Origin of the sequence: Tenacibaculum ovolyticum DSM 18103, from assembly GCF_000430545.1 — a bacterium.
Lineage (GTDB): Bacteria > Bacteroidota > Bacteroidia > Flavobacteriales > Flavobacteriaceae > Polaribacter > Polaribacter ovolyticus.
In genome coordinates this window covers 1-25,326 of the sequence record NZ_AUMF01000018.1, presented here as the reverse complement: position 1 = coordinate 25,326, position 25,326 = coordinate 1, and the positions used below count along the sequence as shown (strand labels likewise).

The 25,326-nt window shown below is 28.9% G+C and carries 27 protein-coding genes; 2 read left to right on the top strand and 25 right to left on the bottom strand.

The features are described 5' to 3' along the window. Positions 1–25: 25 nt before the first annotated feature. Positions 26–1,093, top strand: coding sequence for a hypothetical protein (locus H518_RS0106800; protein ID WP_028888358.1), 1,068 nt, complete (start codon positions 26–28; stop codon positions 1,091–1,093). A 34-nt stretch (positions 1,094–1,127) separates the two neighbouring features. Beyond that, positions 1,128–1,886, top strand: a complete 759-nt coding sequence (locus H518_RS19430) for a hypothetical protein (RefSeq protein ID WP_051263697.1) — start codon at positions 1,128–1,130, stop codon at positions 1,884–1,886. A gap of 127 nt (positions 1,887–2,013) precedes the next feature. Here H518_RS19430 and H518_RS0106790 read toward each other — a convergent pair whose 3' ends face one another. From H518_RS0106790 to H518_RS0106665, 25 genes are all read right to left on the bottom strand, one after another. After that, positions 2,014–2,658, bottom strand: a complete 645-nt coding sequence (locus H518_RS0106790; RefSeq protein ID WP_155995178.1) for a hypothetical protein — start codon at positions 2,656–2,658, stop codon at positions 2,014–2,016. A gap of 627 nt (positions 2,659–3,285) precedes the next feature. Continuing rightward, complete coding sequence (locus H518_RS0106785) at positions 3,286–4,236, bottom strand: hypothetical protein (protein ID WP_028888356.1); 951 nt, start codon at positions 4,234–4,236, stop codon at positions 3,286–3,288. An 11-nt stretch (positions 4,237–4,247) separates the two neighbouring features. After that, the gene (locus H518_RS0106780) at positions 4,248–4,700 is read right to left on the bottom strand and encodes a hypothetical protein (RefSeq protein WP_028888355.1); all 453 of its coding nucleotides are present in this window, start codon (positions 4,698–4,700) and stop codon (positions 4,248–4,250) included. A gap of 369 nt (positions 4,701–5,069) precedes the next feature. Beyond that, positions 5,070–7,646 carry a PKD domain-containing protein gene (locus tag H518_RS0106775; RefSeq protein ID WP_028888354.1) on the bottom strand — a complete coding sequence of 859 codons (2,577 nt, stop codon included), beginning with the start codon at positions 7,644–7,646 and terminating at the stop codon, positions 5,070–5,072. A gap of 38 nt (positions 7,647–7,684) precedes the next feature. Beyond that, a complete protein-coding gene (locus H518_RS20445; protein ID WP_155995177.1) occupies positions 7,685–8,485 on the bottom strand; it encodes a hypothetical protein in 801 nt (266 codons plus the stop codon). A 12-nt stretch (positions 8,486–8,497) separates the two neighbouring features. Continuing rightward, entirely contained in the window at positions 8,498–9,535 is a 1,038-nt protein-coding gene (locus tag H518_RS0106765; RefSeq protein ID WP_028888352.1) for a hypothetical protein, read from the bottom strand. Positions 9,536–9,603: 68 nt separating this feature from the next. Beyond that, positions 9,604–10,047, bottom strand: a complete 444-nt coding sequence (locus tag H518_RS19420) for a hypothetical protein (protein ID WP_051263695.1) — start codon at positions 10,045–10,047, stop codon at positions 9,604–9,606. Next, the gene (locus H518_RS0106755) at positions 10,034–10,327 is read right to left on the bottom strand and encodes a hypothetical protein (RefSeq protein ID WP_028888351.1); all 294 of its coding nucleotides are present in this window, start codon (positions 10,325–10,327) and stop codon (positions 10,034–10,036) included. Before H518_RS0106755 ends, H518_RS19420 begins: the two co-directional genes overlap by 14 nt. Positions 10,328–10,331: 4 nt before the next feature. Beyond that, positions 10,332–10,580: a hypothetical protein gene (locus H518_RS0106750; RefSeq protein WP_028888350.1), complete on the bottom strand. Its 249-nt coding sequence runs from the start codon at positions 10,578–10,580 to the stop codon at positions 10,332–10,334. Between the two features lie 5 nt (positions 10,581–10,585). Then, positions 10,586–11,368, bottom strand: a complete 783-nt coding sequence (locus H518_RS0106745; RefSeq protein ID WP_028888349.1) for a hypothetical protein — start codon at positions 11,366–11,368, stop codon at positions 10,586–10,588. 1 nt (position 11,369) lies between these two features. Continuing rightward, a complete protein-coding gene (locus H518_RS0106740) occupies positions 11,370–12,719 on the bottom strand; it encodes a hypothetical protein (RefSeq protein ID WP_028888348.1) in 1,350 nt (449 codons plus the stop codon). Next, on the bottom strand, positions 12,712–13,287 hold the full coding sequence (locus H518_RS0106735; RefSeq protein WP_028888347.1) for a DUF6046 domain-containing protein: 576 nt from the start codon (positions 13,285–13,287) through the stop codon (positions 12,712–12,714). Before H518_RS0106735 ends, H518_RS0106740 begins: the two co-directional genes overlap by 8 nt. 20 nt (positions 13,288–13,307) lie before the next feature. After that, the gene (locus H518_RS0106730; RefSeq protein WP_028888346.1) at positions 13,308–13,784 is read right to left on the bottom strand and encodes a hypothetical protein; all 477 of its coding nucleotides are present in this window, start codon (positions 13,782–13,784) and stop codon (positions 13,308–13,310) included. A gap of 3 nt (positions 13,785–13,787) precedes the next feature. Continuing rightward, on the bottom strand, positions 13,788–14,003 hold the full coding sequence (locus H518_RS0106725) for a hypothetical protein (RefSeq protein ID WP_028888345.1): 216 nt from the start codon (positions 14,001–14,003) through the stop codon (positions 13,788–13,790). Between the two features lie 356 nt (positions 14,004–14,359). Continuing rightward, positions 14,360–14,701 (bottom strand): hypothetical protein, encoded by a 342-nt coding sequence (locus H518_RS0106720; RefSeq protein ID WP_028888344.1) that lies wholly within the window; start codon positions 14,699–14,701, stop codon positions 14,360–14,362. A 204-nt stretch (positions 14,702–14,905) separates the two neighbouring features. Continuing rightward, the gene (locus tag H518_RS0106715) at positions 14,906–15,529 is read right to left on the bottom strand and encodes a hypothetical protein (protein WP_155995176.1); all 624 of its coding nucleotides are present in this window, start codon (positions 15,527–15,529) and stop codon (positions 14,906–14,908) included. A 249-nt stretch (positions 15,530–15,778) separates the two neighbouring features. Then, positions 15,779–16,741: a hypothetical protein gene (locus H518_RS0106705; RefSeq protein ID WP_028888342.1), complete on the bottom strand. Its 963-nt coding sequence runs from the start codon at positions 16,739–16,741 to the stop codon at positions 15,779–15,781. Between the two features lie 41 nt (positions 16,742–16,782). Then, entirely contained in the window at positions 16,783–16,992 is a 210-nt protein-coding gene (locus H518_RS0106700) for a hypothetical protein (RefSeq protein ID WP_028888341.1), read from the bottom strand. An 88-nt stretch (positions 16,993–17,080) separates the two neighbouring features. Further along, a complete protein-coding gene (locus H518_RS0106695; RefSeq protein ID WP_028888340.1) occupies positions 17,081–17,548 on the bottom strand; it encodes a hypothetical protein in 468 nt (155 codons plus the stop codon). Positions 17,549–17,556: 8 nt separating this feature from the next. Continuing rightward, a complete protein-coding gene (locus H518_RS0106690) occupies positions 17,557–20,793 on the bottom strand; it encodes a hypothetical protein (RefSeq protein WP_028888339.1) in 3,237 nt (1,078 codons plus the stop codon). A gap of 1,304 nt (positions 20,794–22,097) precedes the next feature. Continuing rightward, on the bottom strand, positions 22,098–22,952 hold the full coding sequence (locus H518_RS0106685) for a leucine-rich repeat domain-containing protein (protein ID WP_028888338.1): 855 nt from the start codon (positions 22,950–22,952) through the stop codon (positions 22,098–22,100). Between the two features lie 11 nt (positions 22,953–22,963). Continuing rightward, on the bottom strand, positions 22,964–23,995 hold the full coding sequence (locus tag H518_RS0106680; protein ID WP_028888337.1) for a hypothetical protein: 1,032 nt from the start codon (positions 23,993–23,995) through the stop codon (positions 22,964–22,966). A gap of 13 nt (positions 23,996–24,008) precedes the next feature. Further along, a complete protein-coding gene (locus H518_RS19415; RefSeq protein WP_240472498.1) occupies positions 24,009–24,161 on the bottom strand; it encodes a hypothetical protein in 153 nt (50 codons plus the stop codon). 82 nt (positions 24,162–24,243) lie between these two features. Further along, complete coding sequence (locus H518_RS0106670; RefSeq protein ID WP_028888336.1) at positions 24,244–24,654, bottom strand: hypothetical protein; 411 nt, start codon at positions 24,652–24,654, stop codon at positions 24,244–24,246. 95 nt (positions 24,655–24,749) lie between these two features. Then, positions 24,750–25,208 carry a hypothetical protein gene (locus H518_RS0106665; RefSeq protein ID WP_028888335.1) on the bottom strand — a complete coding sequence of 153 codons (459 nt, stop codon included), beginning with the start codon at positions 25,206–25,208 and terminating at the stop codon, positions 24,750–24,752. Between the last annotated feature and the right edge of the window lie 118 nt (positions 25,209–25,326).

The window sequence follows — 25,326 nt, the reverse complement described above, 5'->3', positions numbered from 1 at the left end:
AATTAATTATTAAAACTAAAGATTAATGAAAACATTAAAATATTTTTCATGGCTATTTTTAAGCAGTATTATTCTTTTGAGTTCTTGCAGATCTGAAGAAACGATAGTTATCGACCCTCCTACAAAAAATGCAATTAAAGCAAACTCTAGAGCTGCTAATTTAATGAGTAGAACTGCTTTAAAAGACGGGTCAATAGATAACATTATAGATAAAGCAAGCTGCCTAACGGTAAAACTTCCTGTAAACATAACCGTTAACGGAGAAGATCTCGTAATTAACGGAGAAAGTGACTACGATAAAATTGAGGAAATTTTTGATGAATTTAAAACGGACACAGATTCAATCCTTATTAAATATCCTATTGAAGTAATTTTTAGCGATTACACTGTAAAAACAGTAAACTCAAACGCTGAATTAATTGAATTTTCTAAAGAATGTAAAGATGAAAACGAGGAGGATGATGATATTGAATGTATCGATTTTCAATTTCCAATAGAAATATCATCCTTCAATACAAATAGCGAACTAGTAACTATTATTAAAATTGAAAATGATAATCAACTATATAATTTCATTAATAACATCGATAACTCAAGTATTGTTACCATAAATTTCCCAGTAAAACTTATTCAGACTAATGGCACTTTTACTGAAATAGAAAACATAGATGCTTTAGAAGATACTATAGAAGATGCAGAAAACTCATGTGATGAAGATGATGACAACGATTATAACGATGACGATTGCAATGAGTGCTCTATTGATAAGTTAAAAATCTTATTTGACAGTCAAAATAAATTCAATGTTGATGATTTAGAACGAAATGGAACAAATCTAGATAATCAATATACAGATTATCTATTTCTTTTCGGAGTAGACGGGACAATAACAATTTACAAATCAGGAACTACACTATCAGGAACATGGGAAGCCTCTGGTTCTGGTAACGAGATATCATTTACAATTAACATACCTGATTTAACAGATTTTAATGACACTTGGACATTGCATGAAACTAAAACAAATTCAGGAAAAGTTAATATCGAATTCACAAAAGGAGAAGACGAATTAGAATTCACTAAGACACTATAATTAAAATAAATATACAATCCTTAATTTTTAAACTATGATTTTTAAAATGCTTAATTCAAAAACAATTTTAGCTTTAACAACTTTCGCCGCCATTTCTTATAGCTGTTCTAACAACGACACTCTTTCAGGAAAAGGAAATTTAAAATTAAGTGCTAAAAGCACAATAACAAATGGTTTAGCTAAAAAAACAGCAAACACTCCTAATCTAGCAATAACTAAATTACTTTTAAATTTAAAAGAGTTTGAACTAGAACTTGATGTAGAAGAACAAACAGAAGACTTATCACAAAACAATGAAAACTGGGATGATGATGGTAAATTAGATTTTGAAGACGAAATTGAACTAGAAGGTCCTTTTGAAATTGATTTACTATCTGGTCAAATTTCTTTTTTAGATGTAGCAATTCCTGTTGGAAAATATGAAGAATTAGAATTTAAATTCGGGCCAAGTACTGATGAACAGAGTGAATTATTTGGTAAATCTATTTTAATTGAAGGAACAATAGATAACATTCCTTTTATTTATTCTAACAAGTTTAGTGAAAAAATAGAAATTGATTTTGAAGATCCTACTTTCGACATTATTATTTCTGAAATTGATAACGGTATTGTAATTGACTTTGACCTTAATCAAATTTTTAATAGCGTAAACGGAGTAGATTTATCTCAGGCAATCGACGGAAACAACGATGGTGTAATTGAAATAAACCACGAAGATATTGACGGAAACAAAGCTCTTGCTGATATCATTAAAAATAAAATTACTACTGCGTTAGATTTATTAGACGATTAATCCCCAACCTTAATTTAGTTTTTGAAACAGCTGTATCTTACAGCTGTTTCTGTTTTTATACATACTCAAAATAAAATTCACTTTTTAAGTATCTAGTTTCACGAAATACAATCTTATTCAAAAAGCATTATTGTTTTTTTAGTAAGTTTTGTTTTTCTAACACTAATATTAATAAACTAACATAATCATTTACTGTTTCTTTCAAGGAAGTAGGATTTACAACATCAATATATCCTTTCCAAATTAACTCCCTATCTTTTGTAGGGCAAATACAATACAAAGATGACTCTGCATTATAAATTTTATATTTTTTATAATATCTTGAATCTTCTAAAATATCTTGATGGTTATAATAATCCTCTTTAAATTTAACATCTAAGTATTTTTTCTCTTTATATTCCTCTAAAAAAACTTCTTTATCCTCTATTCCTACCACTTTCGTGAAAAGTACAGCATCAAAAAAATTAGCTGTAAGAATGTTTTCTATCACCTTTAATTCTTTCTTCGTTTTTTTCTCTGTTGTAAAATCAGGCTCAAAAATATCCAAACTAACTACGGCATCAACACCTCGTAACTCAAATTCTTTTTTTAATAATTTTTCAAATTGATCTCTAACTTCAATATTAGGAGTCATTCCAATAATTAATACCTTTGATATTGTTAAAGTATCTATTTCAGGGTTTTTCCATTGCTGAACTAACTGAGTTGTTGTACAGTTATTAAAAATTACTACTGAAATTAGCAATAATATATATCTTATAAACATGCTCATAATAATATATTTAAAAATTAGTCTTACACCTCTAAAAACTTATTCTTAGAGTTATCACTTTAAAGGTATAATTATACCTCGTATATTTTTATGACATTTATCATTACCAATTAATAGTAAACATTTTTATATTAAAACAACAATAGTAATGAGCAGCTATAAAACAAAAAAAGCGCTAAAATTAGCGCTTCTTCTTATTCAAATATTTAAAATAATCTGTTTATTTTAACTGAGTTAATCGCGCAACATATTTACCAATTACATCAAATTCAAGATTAATTCTACTTCCTACTTTAAAATTTTTTAATAAAAAAGAACTTCTCTTTCTTTTTTATTACTTAGTAACTAAAAACAGTCAACTAATACTTAAGGTAAAATCAATGACAGTAAACCTGTATTAATATAAAATACCTTGGTACTTTTTAGATACTCCTTGTTTAGTAATATTTACAAGAACAGGCAAAATATCAAATTATAAACAGATATATTTAAAACAACAAAAGATTACATTTAAAACAAATGATGAATTACTTTACTGTTTTGTGATTTTTTTATCATAAAATACTTAGATCTATATAAATACCTTTTCCTAGTTACTTAAAAATAGGTGTTTTAAATGTGCTTATCTTATAAATTAATAACCCTGTAAGTTAAATAAAAATCAACTGAGCCATTACCAGATGTTGGTGGTGTACTAAATGGTACTACTGTTAAAGGAGCATTCTCCAATAGCTTCTGCTGTAATTTACTTCCTGGATAAATAAACTTCTCTATAAAGCTTGTAGTGCTAGAAATGTAAACTACTCCTGAACCTCTAAACATATCTTCTGTTCCTAGTTGTAATTTTAAACCTGCTTCGTTATTAAATACCGAGCTACCTATATTAAACCTATATACAGTAGAAACTAACTCTATAACAGTATCTTTTCCTTGCGCAGGAATTAAACTTACTGCCTCTCCTTTTATTAACTGAGCTGAAGTTAAAGACACTTTTACTGTTTTAAATTCACTTGTAACAGTATCATCTTTTAAGTTAATATCCTCTCTTACAATAGAAAAACCATAAAAACTTCCGTTTCTAAAATTAAATGATGCTACAGCAGTACTACTTGGGTTGAGTTTGTAAAATATTCGCTTATTATCTTGAAACGTTATTTTTTCATTAGCCAAACAATAAAAAGAAACTGGTACTGGATTATATGGATTATCATACAGGTTTGCATCTAACTTAATAACTGTACCTTGTGGGTTAAATCGAGTGTTTGGTTTGCTTTTATCTATTCCAAAGAAAAATTCATTTTTTGTGTTTTTAACGATCGCGTATGGGTTTGGATTAAAAAACAATACTGAATTTGAGAAATCATCATTTTTCATTTGAATAAGAGGAACGTTATTATAATTAATAATACTCCTATTACTACTTCCTAAAAACTCCATACCTCGCAACCTGATATTCATTTCTGCAAACAACAATGAATTATCTTCATAAATAGGAATAATTTCTTCTAACCGAACTTGTCTTTCACCAACGCCAATTTTTCCCTTTCCTCCTTTTATTAAAAATCTTCTTTTACTCATATCTTTTTTTATTAACTAGGTCCAAATTCAACTAAATTATATTCAAAAACTACTATTTCATCTTCTAAAATAGTTATAGGGGGGGTCGATCGGTTTAAAATTTTCACCAATAATTGCTCAACTCTTGGTGGAGGAGGGAGAGGAATTTCACCTTCAATTGACCTAGTAACTCGACCTTCAGTAGGTATACTTTCTGAATGACCAGCAAAAATTCGAACATCTCCTAAATCTACTACCCGTATTTTATTGTCTTGAGAAATTTTTGGTTTTTCAACTTTAATAGTTTGACCATTAGATAGCCCTACAATGGTATCTCCATCATCATTTGTTTCTATTTTAGTTATATATATTTTAGTTTCATCGTCTTGATGTACCAGACTGTCAATTAAATCTTCAAATTGCACTTGTGTTGGCTTATCTCCTGATTCAAAATAGGATTTAAGTACTTTTTTTGATTTCTTCATATCATTTTATATTAACTTTTTATTTCTTTTTTTATTTATAGAGGTAGGTAGATAATTATTTATATTTTATATACTTTAAAAATGTCTGGTTGAGCGCAGTCGAAACTTACCTTAAATAAAATAATAGTTCTTAAAACTTCGTTTGCAACTTTCAATCAAATATTCATTTAATTTCAGTAATGCTCAAACAGACAATAAAAATTACATTAATCTTCTTAAAATAATGCATCTTTTGATCGGGGATTTAACTATTAACCTCTGTATATTTAAAAGTAACAAATGGAATAAAACTAGTAAACACTACTTATTCCATTTGTTATTTTCATTAGTACAGCATTCTTAACTTAATTTGATATTATTAAATTATTCCTAGTGCTCAATTGGTCCTTCTTTATCCAAAACAACAAATTCATCTATTGGTCTTGCTGCAATATCTCCAGCAATTCTAGCTTCTGCTCTTACAATTTGTGCATTGTGTACCATACAACCTTCTATAAAATAATTATCTCCTTTTTCTAATTGTAGAATTCCTATTTCTAAAGATTCTTTCACCGTTTTTTTCGACTCAATTTCAACTAGAGAACCATCTTTATCAACGATATAATAGCCACCTCTTAAATCATCTGGTAACAACCAAGCTACTTCTTCTTTATCTCTACTTGCTAATATTGGGTGCGAAGGAGTAATCTGTAATATTCCGCCATTTAACAATGTTATTTTTCGATACTCACTTACTTTTTTAGTACCAAAATCTACTACTTTACTTACTTCTTTAGTTGCACCTTTCATTAACTCACTCAATAACTCAAACTCCTCATTTCCTGCAGGTAAATTCTTAGCAAAATCAAATATTCTTAATTCATCACCTACTATAATATTTTTAAGTTTTTTACTTCTGCCATTAGCCATTAAAACGTCAGACTCAAGGTCGAAGCAACCTCCGCCACCGCCTCCGCCTCCTGGACCGATAACTGTTGACTCTTGACTCCAAGCTAAAGAAGCTCGTTCATTATTTTCATTTAAAAAAGATATAGTTCCACTCCGTTTAAAACTATTAGGTTGTATTGTTACAGTAAGTACTTCTGTTCCACTTCCACTACTAGGAGTAATTGTTATAAAATCTGGTTTATTTTCCAATTGCCAATTATAGCCTGATGAAATAAAAGCTTTCACTTCTCCATCAGTATGAATTGGAACGCCATTTTGAGGTGTACCATTTAACTTAAACCTTAGAGCTCCCGAAACACTAAATTTCACAGCTGCACGCACCAGTACACCAACTGTATGACTTACCGCAGCGCCTTCATTATCTGTAACCTTAAGCCTAAACGCATAATTCCCTTTAGCCAATCCTGTAACCTGAGTTGTTAAAGCGTTTTTATTTACAATAACAGCAGCACCACCGTTAACCTTACTCCATTTAATTGAAGAAATTGTACCATCACGATCACTTGCGCTACCCGAAAGTGTTACACTATTTGTAGGCAACGTAATTGTTTGCGAACTACCTCCACTTACTACTGGTACCAGATTATAATCTCCTACATAGATAATAAAAGCCAAGACGTAATATGGTGGTCGGTTTTCATGAGGCTTATCACCACCAGTTGGTGAACTTTTTAATATCAAATGTTCACCAGCATTCGTTTTATATGGTCGATCAATATCACTTGCCCCGTCAAAAGACCTAGCATGTACCCCTATGGTTAAATCATGATTATGAGAAGGCATTTCATCTACAATCAATGTAACATTACCTAAACCTCCAGTATTATGTATTGCACCATAATTTTTTACATCTTTAGGCACATCATTATCCCCCGTAAAGATATTTTCTATGGGTCTAGCAACTTCTCTTGAATCGTACCCTAACACAAACCGACCTCTTAAATCGGGTATTCTAATCCCGTTAATACCTGTTCTTCCATCACAAAGTATCCAACCGATTGGTACAGTAGTAGGATCACCACTCCACATCATAACCATACCTGTTGAAAAGTTAGCACTAGTAATACCAGTAGTGTTTTTACCTACATTACCCTCTTCATCAATAACCAATGGTGTTTGACTAGGCAGGGTTTTTAAATTTTTAAATTTTAAACTTTCTCCTTTAGCATCTACTTCTAAACTTTTACTAGGATTAGTAACCCCAATACCAACTTTACCATCGGTTTGAACCCTAAATTTTTCTCTCCAAGCTTCCTGACCTGCTACTGCTCCTCCAATTACAAAAGCATCTCTGCCTCCCTGGTCTGCATTGTCTCCGATACTCACTCTTAGCTCTGTAGTGTCAGAACTAGGGGTATGTTTATTTATAAAAACATTGTCGGTATTATTAGCAGTACCTTTAAAAACCAATTTGGTTCCATCTTCGCCATTAGTTAAAGTTGGTTTGTCTACACCAAGATGTAAATCACCAGTCATTGGTTTAGCCCCATTACGAGGTAAATAATCTTCTTTAATGTTATTTATTTGGCTTTCGTTACTAGCTACCTCATTGGTTATTTGTTTAATTGTTTTTAACGGTATAAAATCAGAGAAGTTATACTCTCCCCCAGATACCACCAACTTACCTACAAATTCTTCGTACACTTTGTTTTTAGCACCAGTTGCATACTGCAACTCACCTACTGCGCCTGCTTTAGCATCTTCAATACTTACTCTCGTACCACCCGCATTATACAATAACCTTACTAATTGAGGTTTTATCGCTTCTTTACCTATACTACTGTCTTCATTTCCTTCAACCAATATTTTAACTGGTACTATAAGCCAACCTTCTTCATTTTCAGTAGCGCTTTTTATTAAATATTTTTTATCAGCTTCTAATCCCCAAAGTGCAAATAATGCTTCTAACATATCTTCTGAATATGCTTCTTGTATCTGCATTAATGTTTCTTGCTCTAAAGGAAATCCTCCTCCGTAACCAAATACAACTCTTTTCATTTCTTTATTTTTTTATTATTTTAAATCAATCCTAACTATTATTTAACGTACATGTACTTCTTTAAAAACGGCTTTTCTTCTTTATCTTTTCGAACTGTATTTAAAGATTGTGTTTTAAAGTGTTTATAAGTATGTGTTTCATAACTTTTTCCTGCTAGCTTATAATAGTTAACTACTTTATGAAACTTCGGGCTAGTTATTTTAATAGCATCAGGGTGCTTGCTAAATGAACTATCTTTTTTACCTATTAACATTGCTGCTAATTCTTGCATTTGCTCTGATTGTTCTTTAACTGTAATTTCTTCGTCACTTAGTTTTTTATTTAAACACAAGAGAACTTGTTTATATTTTTCATAAGAAACAATTAGGTTACTTGGTATATATATTCTAAAATTAAAAAACTCTGTACTATCAAAATCTGAAGCTCCAGACAGGTACAAAAAGTTTTTATACCTTGTTTCATCTTTTAATATTTCTCCATTATTTGCTACTATAATAGGCTCATCACCATTATTTACTATTTCAGTATGTGTATATAAATATTGTGCACTTGGCCTAAAAGCGTCTTCTATAAAAATATAGCCTTTGTTAATTTTATCATCAATTGATGAGCTATAAACATATTTTACCCCAGGGTTAAATAAGTCATTGAGTACTTTTTCTAAGTACATTACTTGCCCATTATGTTGCATTTTATATAATGTATCTCTATATAAATTTTGCAATGGAGTTGATAAAACCTGCAACCAAATAGCTTGTTTTTGTTTACGTAATAAAGGTGGCATTAACATTAGTAATGTTTTACCCCAATGTATTTCTGTATATTTTTTTAACATCATTTTTATGGGGTTCTAAACGTTAAAGTTAGGGTTTGTTTGCAAGTTGTATGGTTTATATACAATATTTAAGCTGTCTGATTTTAAATTAAAATATCCTGCATTTGCCACAAAAAATGGAGTTTCTTTTTTACTGTCTGCATCATCATATACCACTCCTTTGTTAACATATGTAATGTTTCCTTCGGCATCTTCTCTTTCTTCTTTTATTGTTATTTTTCTTAAAAGGGGTAATGCTACTCCTGGTACTTTTTGAATTTTATCGATTAAGTAAGTAGGTACGAAAGCTCCATTAAACTCTAAAGTAGAAACGTATTTATGTATCGCATCTTCCACAGGGCTAATAGCTAAATTATTAAGTAATTTACCCACATTCTGTTTGTCTGCTTCGGTTTCATCTTCTGTATAAATTACTAAAGGATCTACATATACTTCTAACTCAATAAAAATAATATCTCCTTTATTTGATACTACTCGTATTTGAGTACCTGCGTCTTTTATTTGATTCATATATGCACGAAAAGCTCTCTTTTCTTGAGGTGTTAAGAACGTTTTTTCACCACCTGGCCCTTCTTTTGCAACTTTTAGCGTTAACACTCCTACTTGGTTATAGTAATATTCACTTATTATATTTGACAAGTCTTCACTATTTATCTCTCCACCTTCTTTTTTTTCTATCTCATCAAATAATCGTTCAGAAATAGCGCAGTGTTTTATAATACTCAACTCTTTTATTTTTTCTTCAGATAGTTTAGGGTATTGAAAATATCCATCTCTCCATTCTAAATCTAAAGCTTCTTTAGCTACATTATCATCTCCTACCCCATATAAAAAACCTAAAGCTTGTTCCTTATACCAATTAAGCGTGTGTGGTCGTGATAGTAGCGCATTTCTTTCTACTATTTTTTCGTGTAACCAAATAGCGGTAGACACAACATATACCCACAATCGCCATATAGCGGTTTTTGAAGTACTTGTTAAAGCTGATAATTCACTGTGTTTTTCTTTTTCTACTAATATTTCTTGTTGTATTTCTGCAATTGTACGAGCCATTTTTATTTTTCTTTTTTATCCTAGATATTTTATAGTACTATTTACCAAAACAAACATCTATGTAATTTTTATTCTTCTTTTTTATGCACTAAAAAGTCTTGCGATACTTCCATATACCCAATACCTTCATTTTTTTGATTGTAAATTATCTCTTCTATACAACTTTTAGGTTTCAACGCTGGTTCTTTATATACAATAAAGTCGTGTTCAACCTCCATACACCCTATTCCTTCACAATCTTTAAATTTTACTAACAGCTCTAATTCGGTTTTAGATAATTTAGTTGCTGGTTTTTTGCCTCTAGCTATATAATATTCTACAACATCTCTTTTTACTACTTTTCCTTTTATTACGATATCATTATAAATCGAAATTTCATTTTCATTTTTCAAAGGAGCTATGTTGGTTATTTCATTAGCCTCTAATAATTCAAATAATCCTTCTATGCTTCCATATTCTTGTATAGTTGCGTCAAATAGATTTTGGTTTTCTTGTAGTTTAATAATTCCCATCTATATGTATATTTTCAAGATTATTAACATCTACTTCCTTTATTGTAAAGTTGTCGTACTCTAACTGATTGTTTATTTCATTTTCTAATCGAAGCCTCGAAATTATCTCAGGACTTTTTAAATAGTCGGTAATTCCAACTCCTAGTATTGGATATTCTTTAAAACTTCCTTTATGTGTTAATAAAATAAGTTCTATGTTTTGCTGATCTGTATCTTCAATAGAAAAATCTCCATTTTCAAAGACCAAATCCATTTCTTCATTTAATTTAAAATCTTCCATATATTTATGATATTGATGTAGATGTAGAGCTTACTGGCGCTCCTTTATTACCTGTTCCTGTTGAAACTACGACCAAATTTTCGGTTATATGTTTTACTACAGCTCCCGCTATTGCTGATGCCATTTTTTTAACAGATTCGTCAATTATTTCTTTTGCTTTATTATTATCTGTTGGTACTTCTCCTCCTACACTTACATTTTCTTTTAGTACGTTTTCTATCTTTCCCGCTAAAGTATCTGCGTTTAATGCCATAGTTATTATTCTAAAATCTGTTCTATATTTTTACTTATGGTTGTAAGTGCTCCAACATCTGGACTGACACCTTGTACTACCACTATTTTCTTTATCTCATTAATTAAACTTTCTAGTTCACTAAACAAATTAAAGCTACCAACCTGAATATTAAATTTTGATTCTAATTTAAAGTTCAAGTCTCCTTTATTTATTAAAACTTTATCTTTATCAACCAATAATTGATACCCTTCACCTTCTTCAAAGTTTACCGTTACTTTATCTTGAGCTACTGTAGTTTGATGTGTTATTTTGTTTTCTTCTTCATTCCAAAACTTAACGTTTAATGCTTTTTCTACTCCATTAAATTCTAAGCTTGTACTATTTTTATATGTTGTTTCTTTCCCTTTTTTTTCTTCTTTCTTAAATAACAGGCTTGTCGAATTTACATCTGATTGTAATTCAAAAAACTTATTTTCATTATCCTTGATACGTAAAAATATTTTTTCTATTTCAGAATATTGAGAAATGAAGGCTCTAGTTTCTGTAGTTTCAATAATTGATATAAAAACCCAGCTATTTAGTTTTGGTACACATACAACTCCTTGTTCTTTATCTTGTATAGATGCTTTTAAGCGCACATTGTTTATTTCTGCTCCATCTGACCGTAGTACATTTACCGTAAAAGCTTCTTCTGAATTATGTTTTGATTTTTCTTCTCTATTTATAGCGATTACTTTAGCGGCATAGGTTTGTATGGTTCCTTGTTTATTCGCTATTTGCTCCATTATAATATCTATTCCCTCCATCCTATTTTTCTTTTTTCTTTTCTTTTTTTAGCAATCTACCAACAGTTATTTTTTGTCTATATCCTTGAGTTCCATAACTACGTTGTACTTCTTCGACTAAAAAAACACCTTCTTTTTCAGGATCTTCAGAATTTTCAAGACCTATTTTATCTAATGGCCTCATAAAAGGTTCTCCAAAAGTTGTAATAGTACCAGTAAGCCCTTTTTGTTTTAACCTAGCTAATCGTAACCCAGAAATCACTTCTAGTTTTGCTTTAATTTCTTCTGTCTTTTTTTTATATTTAATAGGATCTTCAAAATCTAGTTCTTCTTTGTTATTATGAAAAACATACTTTTTTTCTAGCGCTCCATCAAGGTCTCCAATTTCTGAAGCAATGGGTATATTTGAGTTAACATAATACTCTTCTGCTCTTAAACGTACTTTTTTTACTTTCTCTTCTGCTAGTTTTAAACTATCGTTAATGATATTGTAATGAAAACGTAATCGTCCTTCACCTATATAAGTATCATCTTTTTTAAAAAAATTTAATACATCTCCTACTCCAGTTAAAGAGATAGCTCTTTTTAATAATGCTTTCGGCAGGGGAGTTTTTACTTCAACATTTTTATGCTTTTCTAACAAAGTGTTAATTTCCTCTTCTGTATACAAACAAGGGTTATTAGTTATGTGTAGTACACTCTTATAAATATCTTTTTCTTTTTCTAATCTGAAATAAGAATAAATATCATATTTTTCTCTAAGTTCTTTTAAAAACTTAACAATATTCCAACTCCTATCAATTACGATATCTCCAACATTTTCAATTGTTATCTTTGTCGCATCAAAAAAAGGAATATTTATTTCTTTTAACCTTTTTTCTAAAGTTTCTTTAAGCTTATTATTAGTTTTGGAATTGTTTTTTGGAATTTGGTTTTTTTCATCTTCATCGGCCTCCTCTTTAGCCTTACCTGTCGCAACCATTTTGTACTTTTTTAAATAATACATCATGTCATCACATTCAATTTGCACAGGTGCATCTCCTTTTACTTCTCTAATATATCCTCGAAAAGCGGGTTTAGACTCTCCATTATATCCTAAAAAAATTTCGACATAATAATCAATCTTAAAAAATTCATGAACACTTCTTTCTTTCAAATCAACAGGTAATCTTCTAGCTATTTGAATACCTAGTGTATCGTTTAATTTATTGGCTACAATAGCTTTTGGTATTGTTATAGTAGCGGTGTCTGTAAAATTTTTATACGATGAATTTATAACTATATTTTTTACATGTGTAAATTGATATACTTTTCCTGAAGGTTGTAAACCCTTCGTTTCATATACTTTTATTTTGCAATTTAAATTAAGCATTATCTCTAATAATTAGTTCTATAGGTTCGTCTGAAGTTGCTTGAAATGAAAATTTCTGAATATTTTTCACCCCATCTATAGATGGTATACTGTAACTATCTATTACAATTTCGTATACTCCTAATCGGTTTAAAATGGCATGTGTAACTCGCAATGCATAAGGTGCATTTAAAAATTGTTTTAATAAAAATAATTTACCTTTTGGGTATTCTTTTGCGTATCCATCGTCTGCAATTAATCCTTCAACAGAAATACTAAAATCTCCGTTAGAAATATGTTCTTTTACTGTGTGATCTCTACCTTCAATTGCTGTTTTTTTTATATTTTTAGACCTACTCGTTGAAATATTTACAGCGTCTATTCGTAAAAAAGGAAGTACTAAATCCTTTTTTATTAGTGGTTCAAATACTAGTGGAGCAAATACAGGCAAGTTAAATTCTCCTCCTTTTTTATCGATTATAAAGTCCTTAAATTCTGTAATACCTAAATCAACTACTTCTTGTGCTGCATAATCAATAAGGGTTTCGTACTGACTTAATGCATTTTTTAGTTTTATATTAAAAGCCATTTTCTTTTTCTTTTCTTTTTTTAAAATGAATTATTTGCAAAAGTTTTTACCAATACATTTGATAATGTCATTTCTAATTGCTTGTTTTTATACTCTTGTAACCACAAAGCTTCTCCTACTAATTGATGAAATTCATCTATTGGTAAAGCGTACGGGTCTTTATTAAAATAATGTCGAACTAAAGCTGCCGATTTTTTAATTTCGTCTACTCCTGCTTCTTTATTTATAGTACTTTCAACCGCCTGTGGTATTTTTTCTAATAACGATTTACTTGCCGATAGCATAAATTCATCTTCATACTCTTTATTCTCTAACACACATTCTTTAAAAAGAAAAGCTAATGCTTTGTATTGATCTTCTTCTTTTAACTCCTTAAATTTTTGTACAGTAGCTACTGTTGGTTTCTTTAAATAGGCAACCTCTTCTTCTGATGTTATTTTTATTACCTCTTTATATTGTTTTTTCCACTCTGCTATTTTCAATGTTATTTCTGCCATAAATTATATTTGAGTATCTCTTCGTATTGTTTCTAACTCTTCTCTTAGCGTTTTACGTGGCGTTTCTTTCACCACTTGCGCTACTGTTAAACTACCTATTACTACTTTTGGCTGTTGATTTTGAATATTCATGAATGCCTTACCTACAACCGAAACATCTGGTATTTTTGGATTTTCATTTAAGTCAAAAAAGCTATCATTATCTGTAAGTAAACTCATATTTCATCTTCTTCTTTGGTGAGTTATAAAAATAAAAAGATGATTTTGTAACACGAATTTTTAGAGGCTCCATTTCCTGTGTTTGCAGTAAATTTATAGGTCAGTCATTTTTTGTTTATTTGTCTTTTTTTGAGTTTCAATTATTAGTTAATAATCTCCCCTTACATAAAACAACCACATTAATCGGGTATACTGTTCGAATTGTAATATCTGTAAAAGACAAACCAACTTACATTTTTTTCACAATTTAAGTCTCTAAAATTTTTAGGAAAGGTTCAAAAAAAAGCTCTCGATATGTATCCGAAATGAATAAATATCGAGAGCGTATATATCTCTTTACTATTTTATACTAAATGTTATTTAACCAAGCCAGGCGAAGATGTTACTGGTTGAATTTTAATATCTGGAAAACTTTCGGTGATGTACACTTTTAAATCTTCATTGTTCTCTACAATTTGCCATTCACCACATTCATCTGCAAAGTTCTCTACAAACTTCACTTTTAAATCGGGAAAACTATTTACTATTTTCACTTTAAGATCTGCATCATTTTGGTTTTCTACCAGTTTTATTTTACCGTATAACTTTTTACCTTTATAATAGCAAGATTCTAATTTTACGATTCTTGTTGTTGTCTTATTAACAAATAGTAATGAGAGTGTCATTACTAAACCTACTATGATACTAGCTATTTTCATCTATTATTTTTTAATTTATTTGCAACAAAAAACATACCAATTTCTTTTCAAACTATTATACATTATCCCTTCGATTGGATTTCCTTAGAAAACTATATATTTAAAAAACAAAAAATGCTGTTCTCCATACTAAATTCCTCCAGAATTTCACTCGAACTGACACGTTTTGCTTACATCGAACTCACGTTATCTAGGAAAATTTATTTAGTTCGTTTTTTTTCTTATGATGCACAAAATAACGCTTGCTATGCTTACAAGAATAAAATAAGGAAAACCAAAAAGAAAAAGTGCAACTATTTCTTCCTTTTTTTTTATAGCAAACATTACAAAAATTAAATTACTAAAAAAAGGAAAAAATAGTTGCAGTGATGTCCGTTTTAAAAATTCCTTCTGATTTAACAAACCTGGTAAAACAGCTATTAAAGAAGGAATTACAACAGTTAACACTACATACAAAAAGTCATAACCTTGAAAATTTTTAAAAGAAAAATGATAAATAAGACCATAGATTACCGATAAAATAATTCCTATATATTTACCATTTTTAGAAGCTACAAAATCTTTTATATATTGAATTACAATATAATTAAACCTTTCTTCTTCGTTTTCTAGAATAAAAGCACCTGAGTATTTTTTATCTAATAATGGTGATTTTTCTTCATCTTTTTCTATTAGTTCATGATCTTCTTCTGGCGTAATAATTGCTTTAATTTCTTTCTTAATTTTTAAATTAGCTTTTGCTAAAGCCCCTAATACAAGCCCCGTTGTAAATGTTGTAATGAATGTTCCTATTACATAAATGATTAAAAAGACATATAATCCATCCAAGAAATCAAATTGTATATCTTTAATACCGGTAAAATTGATAAGTATAAAAATACCAAACCACACAACAAAATTTGCCTGATAAGCAAACTTAAAAGACGCTTCAAAAACTGAATTTCCTTTTTTAAGTTTCGTTTGTATAAGCTTGTTTGATATGGTAAGAAAACACAAAAGAAACAATGGTAATATTATTGTGAAAAACAAAAACATTATAATTACAAAAAGTAAAGACGAGAGCATAGATATTTGTTTTTAGTTATTTAATCTTATTTTTAGTATTCTGATGTTTAAAAAACCACCCTCTTCTAATAACTCTAGTAGTCTTAGCATTGTATGATTTGATGCAAGGTATAGTACTTCTTTTTTAGCTTTGACTTCTTTAAGGTCTGTCTCTAAACACAATTCTTTCCAAATGACAGGCCTTTCATCTTTAAATTCTAAATGACAAAATTCTAGTGTAGAAATATCTTTAGGAATACTAGCCTTAGTAGTACCATCTTCTTTATAAAAATCAATAATTTTGGTTTTACATTCTATAAAATCATAAATACCATTCAGTGTAAAAATGACATCAAACATGGTACCTTTATTCACTTCTATTCCTCTTATATCCTTTATACATACAAAAGCATTATTTTCTTTTTGTAAAAGATTCTCAGGAAGTTTATTATTTTCATTTGTTGCAATACTATCTATTGCAACAATAATATTATCAGAAGATTCTTCTTCTAATTTTTTAAAAAACAGAAAAATCTTATACATTTTTACAATTCGAGACATCGTTTCTTGATTAGTAAATGTATATTCCATTCTTTTTGGAGCAACATAATCAGAATTAACATAAGCTACTCTATTCCAATTACTAGGAACTCCTTCTGTAAATTCAACTAAGCAATTATTATGAAAACCTTCAATATTAAATCTTTCCTTACCTGTTTTTGAGTCATAAATTTCTAAAACTTTCATCTGGGTTTTAACGTAATTTAATGGATTTTCTCTTAAAAAAACAAAATTAAATTCTTGTCCTTTGGGAATATTAATATCCGTAACATATACATATATAAACTCAAATTTTCCTTTTTCAAACTTCTCTTTTTTTAAACAAAGCCTGTTAAAATCATTTTTATGGATTCGAAAATGCACATCTAAAAATATATTCCCAGATGATCTTTCCAATAAGAGAGATAAAATTCTTAATATTAATGGTCTTTTCATGTATTATAATTTATAACCCTTTAAATACTTATAAATAAAGCTTATAAGACTCCTTCCTGTAGATTGATTTTTGGTACTTCATTCTTGAGTATATAATTTATCTCTTTAACATCAACAATGGTAGGCATATCATATCCATATATATATTTTATAATAGCTCTTGCTTTTTCAACAGGAATTTCAATAGATTTTCCGACAAGATTCTTGGCTTCTATATTTGCTATAATCTCTAGTTCAGCTTTTTTTTTCATAAATCTACATCTCTATCCTTCCTTCTCATGAAAAGAAAGGATGAATAAAAACACGATAACAGAAAATATATTTCTGAGTTTTTTTTATTTAACTATCCTTTCCCCAATATCTAGCTAGCGATTCAGGTAAATAAAGAACAGGATCATTAATTACGCTCTTCCAACTCTCATTTGGTAAATACTCTTCTGGACTTAAATTTTCTGGATAACCATTTACATAAAAATTTATATCAAAATCTATGAAAAAATACAGGTGTAAATCCATAAACTTCATTTTAGATTGATATTCATCTAACAAATCTTTTTTAAAAAAATCATCTTTTAAGTACTCTAAATATGAAGTTTTATTTTCTTGTTCAACATTTAATATTCCATTTTTAAAATTTTTATTTCTAATATTAATTGTTGGATCATATTTACTATAATTTAAAACCCAAGATGTAATATCACTTAAAAAAAAATGATATTTATTTTTATATTTTATACATCCTAGTAAATCATCCATATCAATTCTATCTTGTACTTCCTGAATATTATTAATTTTATATTTAGTCATTTGATATTTTATTTAGGTTTTTTAATTTCAAAAGTACCTTTAATCATATTATTTTTCAACTTATTAAACCACTCCTCTCCATATAGACCATAAGCACTTTTACTTTTAGTTAAATCAGCCGCTTCTGGATGTTTACTTCTGTAAGCATCGTACTTACTTTTATTATTTACTAATTTTTTATATTCTGATAATTGATCTTGAGTAACTGCGGTTCTTTTAATTTCATCTAAAAACTTTTTGGGAACCTTAAATGTAATAATTTCCGCCCCTTTTGCTTGACCTCCTCTCTTATTATAATAATATATCTGATATTTAGCATCATCAATAGTTATATACAATTTTTTATCTCCTAATATACTAATACTTCCATCTCCAATTGGTAGTATTCTAGTCCTACTTGCATTTGGTAACACTCCTCCTTGAACTCTGTAAACAATTGATGTTTTAATTTTTGAAACAACCCTGACATATTTATTTTCGATATTGTCATGAATCTTATTTAGCTTTTTTAGATACTCTATATTCTGAAATTTAAGATTCGATAATTTTGCGATATGCTTATCAACTTTCTTTATTAAATCATTGTTTATTAAATTATTATTTAAATTTGACTTAATAGATTTTAACTCTTTCAAGTTTACCTCAATAATATTCGTACTGATTTTTAACTGCTTAATCAAAGATTTAACAGAATTTTGATTTTTATGAAAAGCTTCTATTGTCTTATTTATTCCTGTATTCCATTTAATTTTTACAGATTCAATATTTTTAAGCTCTTTAATAATCAACTCCGTTTCATCAATAACTTTATTGACTGATGAGTAATTTTTAGAAATATTTACAATATCAGTCGCTATAAAACGTAATCTATAGTAAAACGTTTTAATAGCTTGTGCTAAGCTTTTAGAGAATAATGCTACAGATTTATAACCTTTAGCTGTCATTCCTGCAATAGCCTTACCTCCCTTGCTTATAAATCTTGCTAGTTGTGGTAAAGACATTGCCAGATAAACCCCATTACCAGTGGTATCCATCGTAGACCAAACTTTATAAACTTCTTTATGGTCTTTTTTCAACCAAGTTGTTAATTTTTGATTTTGAATAAGAATAGAACTTATCTCTTTTGCAATACCAGCTCCTATAGCTATACGTGTACCTACAGCAAGTCCTTTTCCTATTAAAGTAGCTGTACCGCCTACAATGGTTAATACACCAATAACGTCTGTAGTGATATTAACCCAATCCCATACTTTTTGCTTATATACTTTACTATACAGCTCAAAAGCCAACACATTCATAGAAGGCACTTCATTTTTATTTGGGTATTTCGTAGATAATGTTACGATATCTAAAGGATGGCATCTTTGAATACTATTTAAAACTCTTTTATCAAAATTAACTTTTGTGCCACCTTTACCATCATCTTCAAATCCATTTCTTATATTTTGGAAAGTTTCAAAACTTATATTATTTCCGCCACTCCAATTAGATGTACTAACATGAATATTTCTAAACATCCAATATTCGTTACTAAATAAGATAGTCCCTTTTGATTTTTTATTAAGATGATTTATTATTGTAGTAAGATAAGTTGTAAAAGCCTTGTATTCATCACCATCTAATTGGTCAAAAATTTGATATAGCAATTGAGTATCCTTATACAATAAGCTATACAACTTATCATAAGGCATTGCTTTTATAATATTTACAATAGCGAGTTCTTCACTACTACCACTGTCATTAACAGAACCATTTAATAACTCTCTTAAATCAGTTTCTAAATTATTGGCAGCTAATAGTTCATTAGCTCCCGTTAATTGATAGCCTTTATCATTTACATACAAAAATGATGGCAAACTACTATAATAAGCATCTATAGTATTTTTATCTTTTCCTTTACCAATTCCTGTTAAAAATTGTTGTATAACTTGTTCTTTTTGAGCTTTTGGTATTTTATAGTCAAAGGCTGTTATAAGTTCTTCAAACATTTCATAATGGGAAGTTTCAAACTGTACAAATTCATTACCTTCTTTATCTAAAATTGTTAAGGTGTATTCAAATTTTGTAGTACTAAAAAGACCTTTAGTTTTAACACTGAAAATATAGTTTTCAGGAATTAAATCTACTTTTTTAGATAGAATTTCAGTTACATTACTACTATGCCCCAAAGAACTATTTAACACAATTGTAAGGCTAGGTACAGCTTTCTTTACCGTATCATAAATCAATAATGGATTAACCTGATCTTTTACAGTTGATACTTCTTTGAAACTAATGCTTCGCTGATGTTTAAAGATAGTTAAAAACTCTATAATATGCTCAGCATATATACTATGTTGCCCTATTCGATGTTTTCCAATATCTATGACATAACTAGGCTTTGCATACACTATAATTTCTTCAAGTAAATTATTTGTATTGGATTTGTATAACGCATATATAGCTTTAACACCTAAGTTACTTGGATAGGTTTGCGTTTTTTGATATATATTAGTTAATGTAGGATATATCCCTTTTTTAGTTAATGTTTCAAAAACTTCGTCAAATGAAAAATCCAACAACCCTAAGAGTTCAAAAATTTCAGGATATTCATTCAATAAATTACTTATGCTAAAATTTTTCTTTTGTAATTTTTCTTTTATAGTTAATAAATGCGTTAACTGCTCTTTGGTAATATGTGGATAATTGCTAGTTGTAGTAATTTTACTAAATTGCTTGACTAACACTTCTCTGTAACTTTCTATATCAAAACTTTGTGTTTTTTTTAATGTATCATACAATTCAGTAAAACGTTCATGAGTTGGCTTATTATAAAACTTAACTATGGATTCATTATCCTCTAGTGATTTTAATACTGAATACCAATAAGTTTTTTCTTCTATTAATACTACATCAAAAGGATTAGAAATTAACTCAACATTAAGCGTTTTTATTTTCTCTTTTATTACTGAAATAATAGAATCATTACTACTACTTACATGACTAAACTCTTGAACAGTATTAAATAACTGCTGTTTAGTAGTCACTTTAGTTGAACTTCTACTGCCAGTATCAATATCACTAATACTACTTGTTAAATTATTTAGTTCTTTTACCTGCCTCCTCGCCTCAACAGGTAGTATCTTTTCATTTAAATTAAAAGTGTTTGTTTCTGAAAAATTAGAAATAGCTGGCGTACTTGAACTCATTGAATAATTAGAAGAACTCCTCTTTATATTTGCTTTTTCTTTTTTATTAGACTCCAAAAATTGTGAAGATGAATTATTAGTCACCTCTTCCTCATCACTATTTAAATATGCTTCTAGTTCTTTTCTTCTTTCCAGTTTATCTAAAACTTCTTCAGTAGCTTGAATAATACGTTGCTGTACATATTCTTTAGATTCGTGAGGCGCCCATTCTTCTATAGCTATATCAAAAGTTTTTATTTTTATAGTTACCGGTATCTCCTAGCATTTTTTTTTATTAAAGCTCACCTTAATCACCTTAGATACTTAAGGTTACACATATTCACTAACAAACTTAGTAATTCACCTATTTTTTAAACCTTTTTTAAAATTTATCTACTGCAAAGACAAGATAAATTTTATTTTTCAACCAAAATAAAACCTAAACTATATTGACTTACAGTTTGAGTTTTCTTTATTCTCTCTTTCCAATTTGGATCTTAATTAAAAAAAATACTTTTTAACACTTAATATTCCTCTTTTTTACACAAACATTAGCTTAAGGTTTTTCGCTAAGTCAGGAGACTTTGCAGAGCGGGTTTATTATGCTGTTGCCAAAATTGACGTTTTTCAACATCACTATTCTTGGTTCCAATTCCTTATAGCATTCAAAACAGCCATTCTTTTCTATTAATTTTCTTGTTCTAAATCCTTTAAAACCTATTATTAAATCTGAAGGATTTTCATTTATTGCTCTAAAAATCATATATATGACTTAACATAAAACAACATATAGATACTTCCATTCTTTTTTCTTTTTTGCAATAATATATACTCCCTTCTAATACATCAAAATAACATTGATAAGTAAAAATATCTAACCAATACACAGTAGCAAAACTTATAAAACATGCTGCCAATTCATTATGAAATCTTTATTTTCTACTCATATTTATCACTTCTATTTCTTGCTCGCTAATACTAGCGTCTCGCTCGTACTTTCTCTATTATTAACACACCCAAAGAGTCTACTAACACTATCAATACCAGAACACTAGCGTTAGCGTGGTTCATTTACTCATCGTTTTCTAAAACACAAAAAAACTTCAACATGTTACTATTGAAGCTTTTCGTTTTGCCATTACAAATGGCTAATAATATTCTCGTTTCTTTTAATATACCTTTAAAAACTTACCGTTAGCGCTAGCGCTAAAATGTCAAGGTACGGGGGAAGTACATCTTTGATATTAACACTTCCATCTAAAAAAAATACGAATTGTATGATACTTTTTCCATATAAGAAAAGGAGTGGTTATTACCTACTTCCTTTTCAATTATCCTTTAAAAAATTTAGAAAGAGTGAAAAAACTTTCACAATTTAACTTTTAAAAAATAACTTTAGTGTTATTTAATTCTCTTTTTAAAGAGTTCAAAACTTTAAGATTTATATTTGTATCTATAAGGTTTATCTTCCTTAAATCCATTTTTTCAAAATGATTAATAGAGGGTAAACTCTCCAAAGGGTTTCTTGAAAGATCTAAATACTTTAAACTTTCCATTTTAGTTAACTTTTCTGATACTTGACTTAAAGAATTGTCTCTTAATTCAAGTTCTTCTAGCTGTTTTACTAAATATAATTCGTTTGGTAAAAAAGATATGTTATTCTTTCCTAATAATAATTTTCGAAGCTTAGTCAATTTTCTAATATTAGAATCCAAAGTTTTAATTTTATTGAACCTAAGATTCAATATTTTTAAATTACATATATCAAATATTTCATTAGGTATATAATTCATATCATTACCTGACAAATTTATATATTCTATAGAATTCGACAAGTTTAATTTAAATTTACTGATATTATTATTAGAAAAATCTAAAAGTTCTAATTGACTTCCTGTAATTTGAATTTTCTTTATTTTTTTTAAGCCTGATAAATTATCGCTTATAAATTTTAATTGACTTGTTCTTATGCTTATAACCTCTAAATTAGATAGGTTAATAATACCGTCCTTAATACTATCTATTTTACAATCAATTAATCGTAACTCTTTAAGGTTTGTAAACGTATATAAACTATTATCAATAACTTCATCTGTAATATCTAAAATTTTGACCTTATTACTTTCTTTTTTAGCATTAAAATATGTACTATAGTATCCATCATTTTGGCTAATAATTTTATTTGTAAATAGAAATAAAGTTATAATAACGATTAGGTTTTTAATATCTATTTTCATTTTGTTTCTTTTTAATTAACAGATTGAATACCATTTGAAGGTAAATTAATAGGTTTTACTTCTTCTCTAGACTCTCCTACTGTTATGTTAGCTTCAAACCAAACAGCAAATTCTTCTCTAGTAACAGCATATCCATTTAATCCATATTGATCTGCAATATCCACTCCAGATATACTACCATCTTCATTATATGTATAATTTAGAAATATAACCGAATGACCAAAAGCTCCTTCATCTGTACCTTCAACCACATTATTAAAATCTTCTTCAGTTGCATAAAGTTGCATTACTGCTCCTTCTTGCAACTCTCCACGCCAAATACCTTCTTTGTTCACCATTTCTCCCATACTTGCATTAACAATAGCCCCAGCACCTCCTTTGCCTCTTAAATTTTTAGGCAAGCCTTTCCAACCTACATGAGTTCCAGTAGCACTTGCAAAAAGATTATTAAATGTTTTCTTCGCATTATAATAAGTAGATTTACTGCTTTTTGGTAAATCTCCATATAGCGATGTTCCAATCACTTGCTTATACGCTTTAGCAAACCTTCCTTTACAGACAGCAAAACAATCACCCCCTGGGCTTTTATTATTAGAATTCCTGAAGTTGCTAATCATTTTTTTACCTATTGGATTTTTTTTAGGTAGGTCACCAGGACCATATTGCATCATCCCATCAGGATTCATAAAATAAATAGGATTGTTAAACGCATAATTACGTGCTGTAATATCTCTCCAACCCAACCCTAGCTCTTCTTGATGCTTTTTTCCAATAAAACCTTTCTTCTGCTCAATGCTATTTCCTAAAGAGTTTGTAACATTATTATACCCTTTATGTTTAAGTCCAAATGGATAATAATTTGATTCTTCTACAATTTCTGTACTCGGAGCAACAACACCATCTATGTTAATATACTTTTCCCCATCAACGACTTTAATAGGAAATTTATCAACAGTAATCATTTTAGATTCTAATTCTACTTTGTACCGAAGAATAGCCTCATCTAATGTACGTCCTCTAAGCTGTATCTTTTCTATATACATACAGTATGCAGCATTACAAAACCTCTATCTTAACAGGTTTAGGTTGAATAAATTCAGAAAATGACGTAGTAATATTTAATCGCAAGTCATCTTCTTCTTCAATAGCATGATCGCCTCCTAAAAAACAATTTTTAAATAGCACTTCTAAAGCTTTAAACTCATCCATTTTTGAGGCTTGTAATACTGCAGATCGAATAATAAAGTTTTATAACCATAAAAAAAAGCCACAAAAAGTGGCTCATTATTTTTTATATAACATCTGCGTTCTCTGGATGATCAAAACCTTCAAACCAAACTTCTCTTTCTTCCTCCCATTCGTGTTTAAATAATTGAATCATAAAGTTTGTAACAGTAATTAAACTTTTTACTTGTACTGGAAAATCCCATCCATTTTTTAAATCTTCCGTTACTTTTCTACTTTCAGTTACATTTCTTAATTCTTCAAGACTGATTTCCTTTCCTTTCTGTAGTAAAATTTTCTTTGTTTCTTCTAAAATATTAATTATTTCTTGCTCTCTATCCTTTTTAAACCCTAAGTCTTCCTTGAACAAGAATGATTGTATTCCTGTATTATACCCATGAGTAACCACTAAAAAATCGTCATAAACATTTAAATACCAATCTGGTTTATTTTCTAATCCTTTTTTTTCAAAAACCAAACACACATAATAACTTAACACTTCTATAAACCTTTCTTCCAGCCAGAAACCCTTTCCTTTCTTATACTTTATATATATATATCCCTTCTCATAACTTAATTAATTATTTTAAAGTGCTTTTCATTAACAAACTTACTAAACTTATATTTTGAATCATAAACATACTCTAAAACTTTCTTCCTCAACAGGGGGTCAATTTCATCAAAGTATTTTAAATATAAAATATAAATATCCAAAGGAGGTGATTTAGTCATTTTTATAAAATGATCATCTATTGCTTCTTTAAACTTATTTAAAGATCTTCCTGGCTTACGCTTCCACGCTGAAATAGCCTCTTTACGCAAACCTGATGTGTCAATAATTTTCCCTTCCCACTCTTTAGGTCCAGATATAACTTTTATATCTCCATTTTGACCTTTAGGTGCTTCAACTGTTTTTAATTTAAATTTATTCTCAACTGCTATAAAAGAATCTATTTCAGCAGGTCTAAACTTTTTATATTGGTTTTTACTACCTTTCTCCAATCCTGCCCCAAAATCATTCCACGTACCCATTTCAACTTTTCTTTTTTCATTTTTAAAAGCATCCTTTAACGATTTTACTTACTCAGGAGATAAGATTTAAATCATACTTACCTCCCTTTCCTATTTCTCCGACTCTTTGTGTAGCATT

Bases quoted from the DNA above. Each gene is read 5' to 3' on its own strand.
- H518_RS0106790 (WP_155995178.1), bottom strand. From the start codon at position 2,658: ATGAGCATGTTTATAAGATATATATTATTGCTAATTTCAGTAGTAATT.
- H518_RS0106800 (WP_028888358.1), top strand. From the start codon at position 26: ATGAAAACATTAAAATATTTTTCATGGCTATTTTTAAGCAGTATTATT.
- H518_RS0106750 (WP_028888350.1), bottom strand. From the start codon at position 10,580: ATGGCATTAAACGCAGATACTTTAGCGGGAAAGATAGAAAACGTACTA.
- H518_RS0106665 (WP_028888335.1), bottom strand. From the start codon at position 25,208: ATGGGTACGTGGAATGATTTTGGGGCAGGATTGGAGAAAGGTAGTAAA.
- H518_RS0106680 (WP_028888337.1), bottom strand. From the start codon at position 23,995: ATGTATATAGAAAAGATACAGCTTAGAGGACGTACATTAGATGAGGCT.
- H518_RS0106765 (WP_028888352.1), bottom strand. From the start codon at position 9,535: ATGGCTCGTACAATTGCAGAAATACAACAAGAAATATTAGTAGAAAAA.
- H518_RS0106755 (WP_028888351.1), bottom strand. From the start codon at position 10,327: ATGGAAGATTTTAAATTAAATGAAGAAATGGATTTGGTCTTTGAAAAT.
- H518_RS0106695 (WP_028888340.1), bottom strand. From the start codon at position 17,548: ATGACTAAATATAAAATTAATAATATTCAGGAAGTACAAGATAGAATT.
- H518_RS0106775 (WP_028888354.1), bottom strand. From the start codon at position 7,646: ATGAAAAGAGTTGTATTTGGTTACGGAGGAGGATTTCCTTTAGAGCAA.
- H518_RS0106725 (WP_028888345.1), bottom strand. From the start codon at position 14,003: ATGAGTTTACTTACAGATAATGATAGCTTTTTTGACTTAAATGAAAAT.
- H518_RS19420 (WP_051263695.1), bottom strand. From the start codon at position 10,047: ATGGGAATTATTAAACTACAAGAAAACCAAAATCTATTTGACGCAACT.
- H518_RS0106730 (WP_028888346.1), bottom strand. From the start codon at position 13,784: ATGGCAGAAATAACATTGAAAATAGCAGAGTGGAAAAAACAATATAAA.
- H518_RS0106705 (WP_028888342.1), bottom strand. From the start codon at position 16,741: ATGAAAAGACCATTAATATTAAGAATTTTATCTCTCTTATTGGAAAGA.
- H518_RS0106720 (WP_028888344.1), bottom strand. From the start codon at position 14,701: ATGAAAATAGCTAGTATCATAGTAGGTTTAGTAATGACACTCTCATTA.
- H518_RS0106700 (WP_028888341.1), bottom strand. From the start codon at position 16,992: ATGAAAAAAAAAGCTGAACTAGAGATTATAGCAAATATAGAAGCCAAG.
- H518_RS19415 (WP_240472498.1), bottom strand. From the start codon at position 24,161: ATGGATGAGTTTAAAGCTTTAGAAGTGCTATTTAAAAATTGTTTTTTA.
- H518_RS19430 (WP_051263697.1), top strand. From the start codon at position 1,128: ATGATTTTTAAAATGCTTAATTCAAAAACAATTTTAGCTTTAACAACT.
- H518_RS0106745 (WP_028888349.1), bottom strand. From the start codon at position 11,368: ATGGAGGGAATAGATATTATAATGGAGCAAATAGCGAATAAACAAGGA.
- H518_RS0106740 (WP_028888348.1), bottom strand. From the start codon at position 12,719: ATGCTTAATTTAAATTGCAAAATAAAAGTATATGAAACGAAGGGTTTA.
- H518_RS0106685 (WP_028888338.1), bottom strand. From the start codon at position 22,952: ATGAAAATAGATATTAAAAACCTAATCGTTATTATAACTTTATTTCTA.
- H518_RS20445 (WP_155995177.1), bottom strand. From the start codon at position 8,485: ATGATGTTAAAAAAATATACAGAAATACATTGGGGTAAAACATTACTA.
- H518_RS0106780 (WP_028888355.1), bottom strand. From the start codon at position 4,700: ATGAAGAAATCAAAAAAAGTACTTAAATCCTATTTTGAATCAGGAGAT.
- H518_RS0106785 (WP_028888356.1), bottom strand. From the start codon at position 4,236: ATGAGTAAAAGAAGATTTTTAATAAAAGGAGGAAAGGGAAAAATTGGC.
- H518_RS0106735 (WP_028888347.1), bottom strand. From the start codon at position 13,287: ATGGCTTTTAATATAAAACTAAAAAATGCATTAAGTCAGTACGAAACC.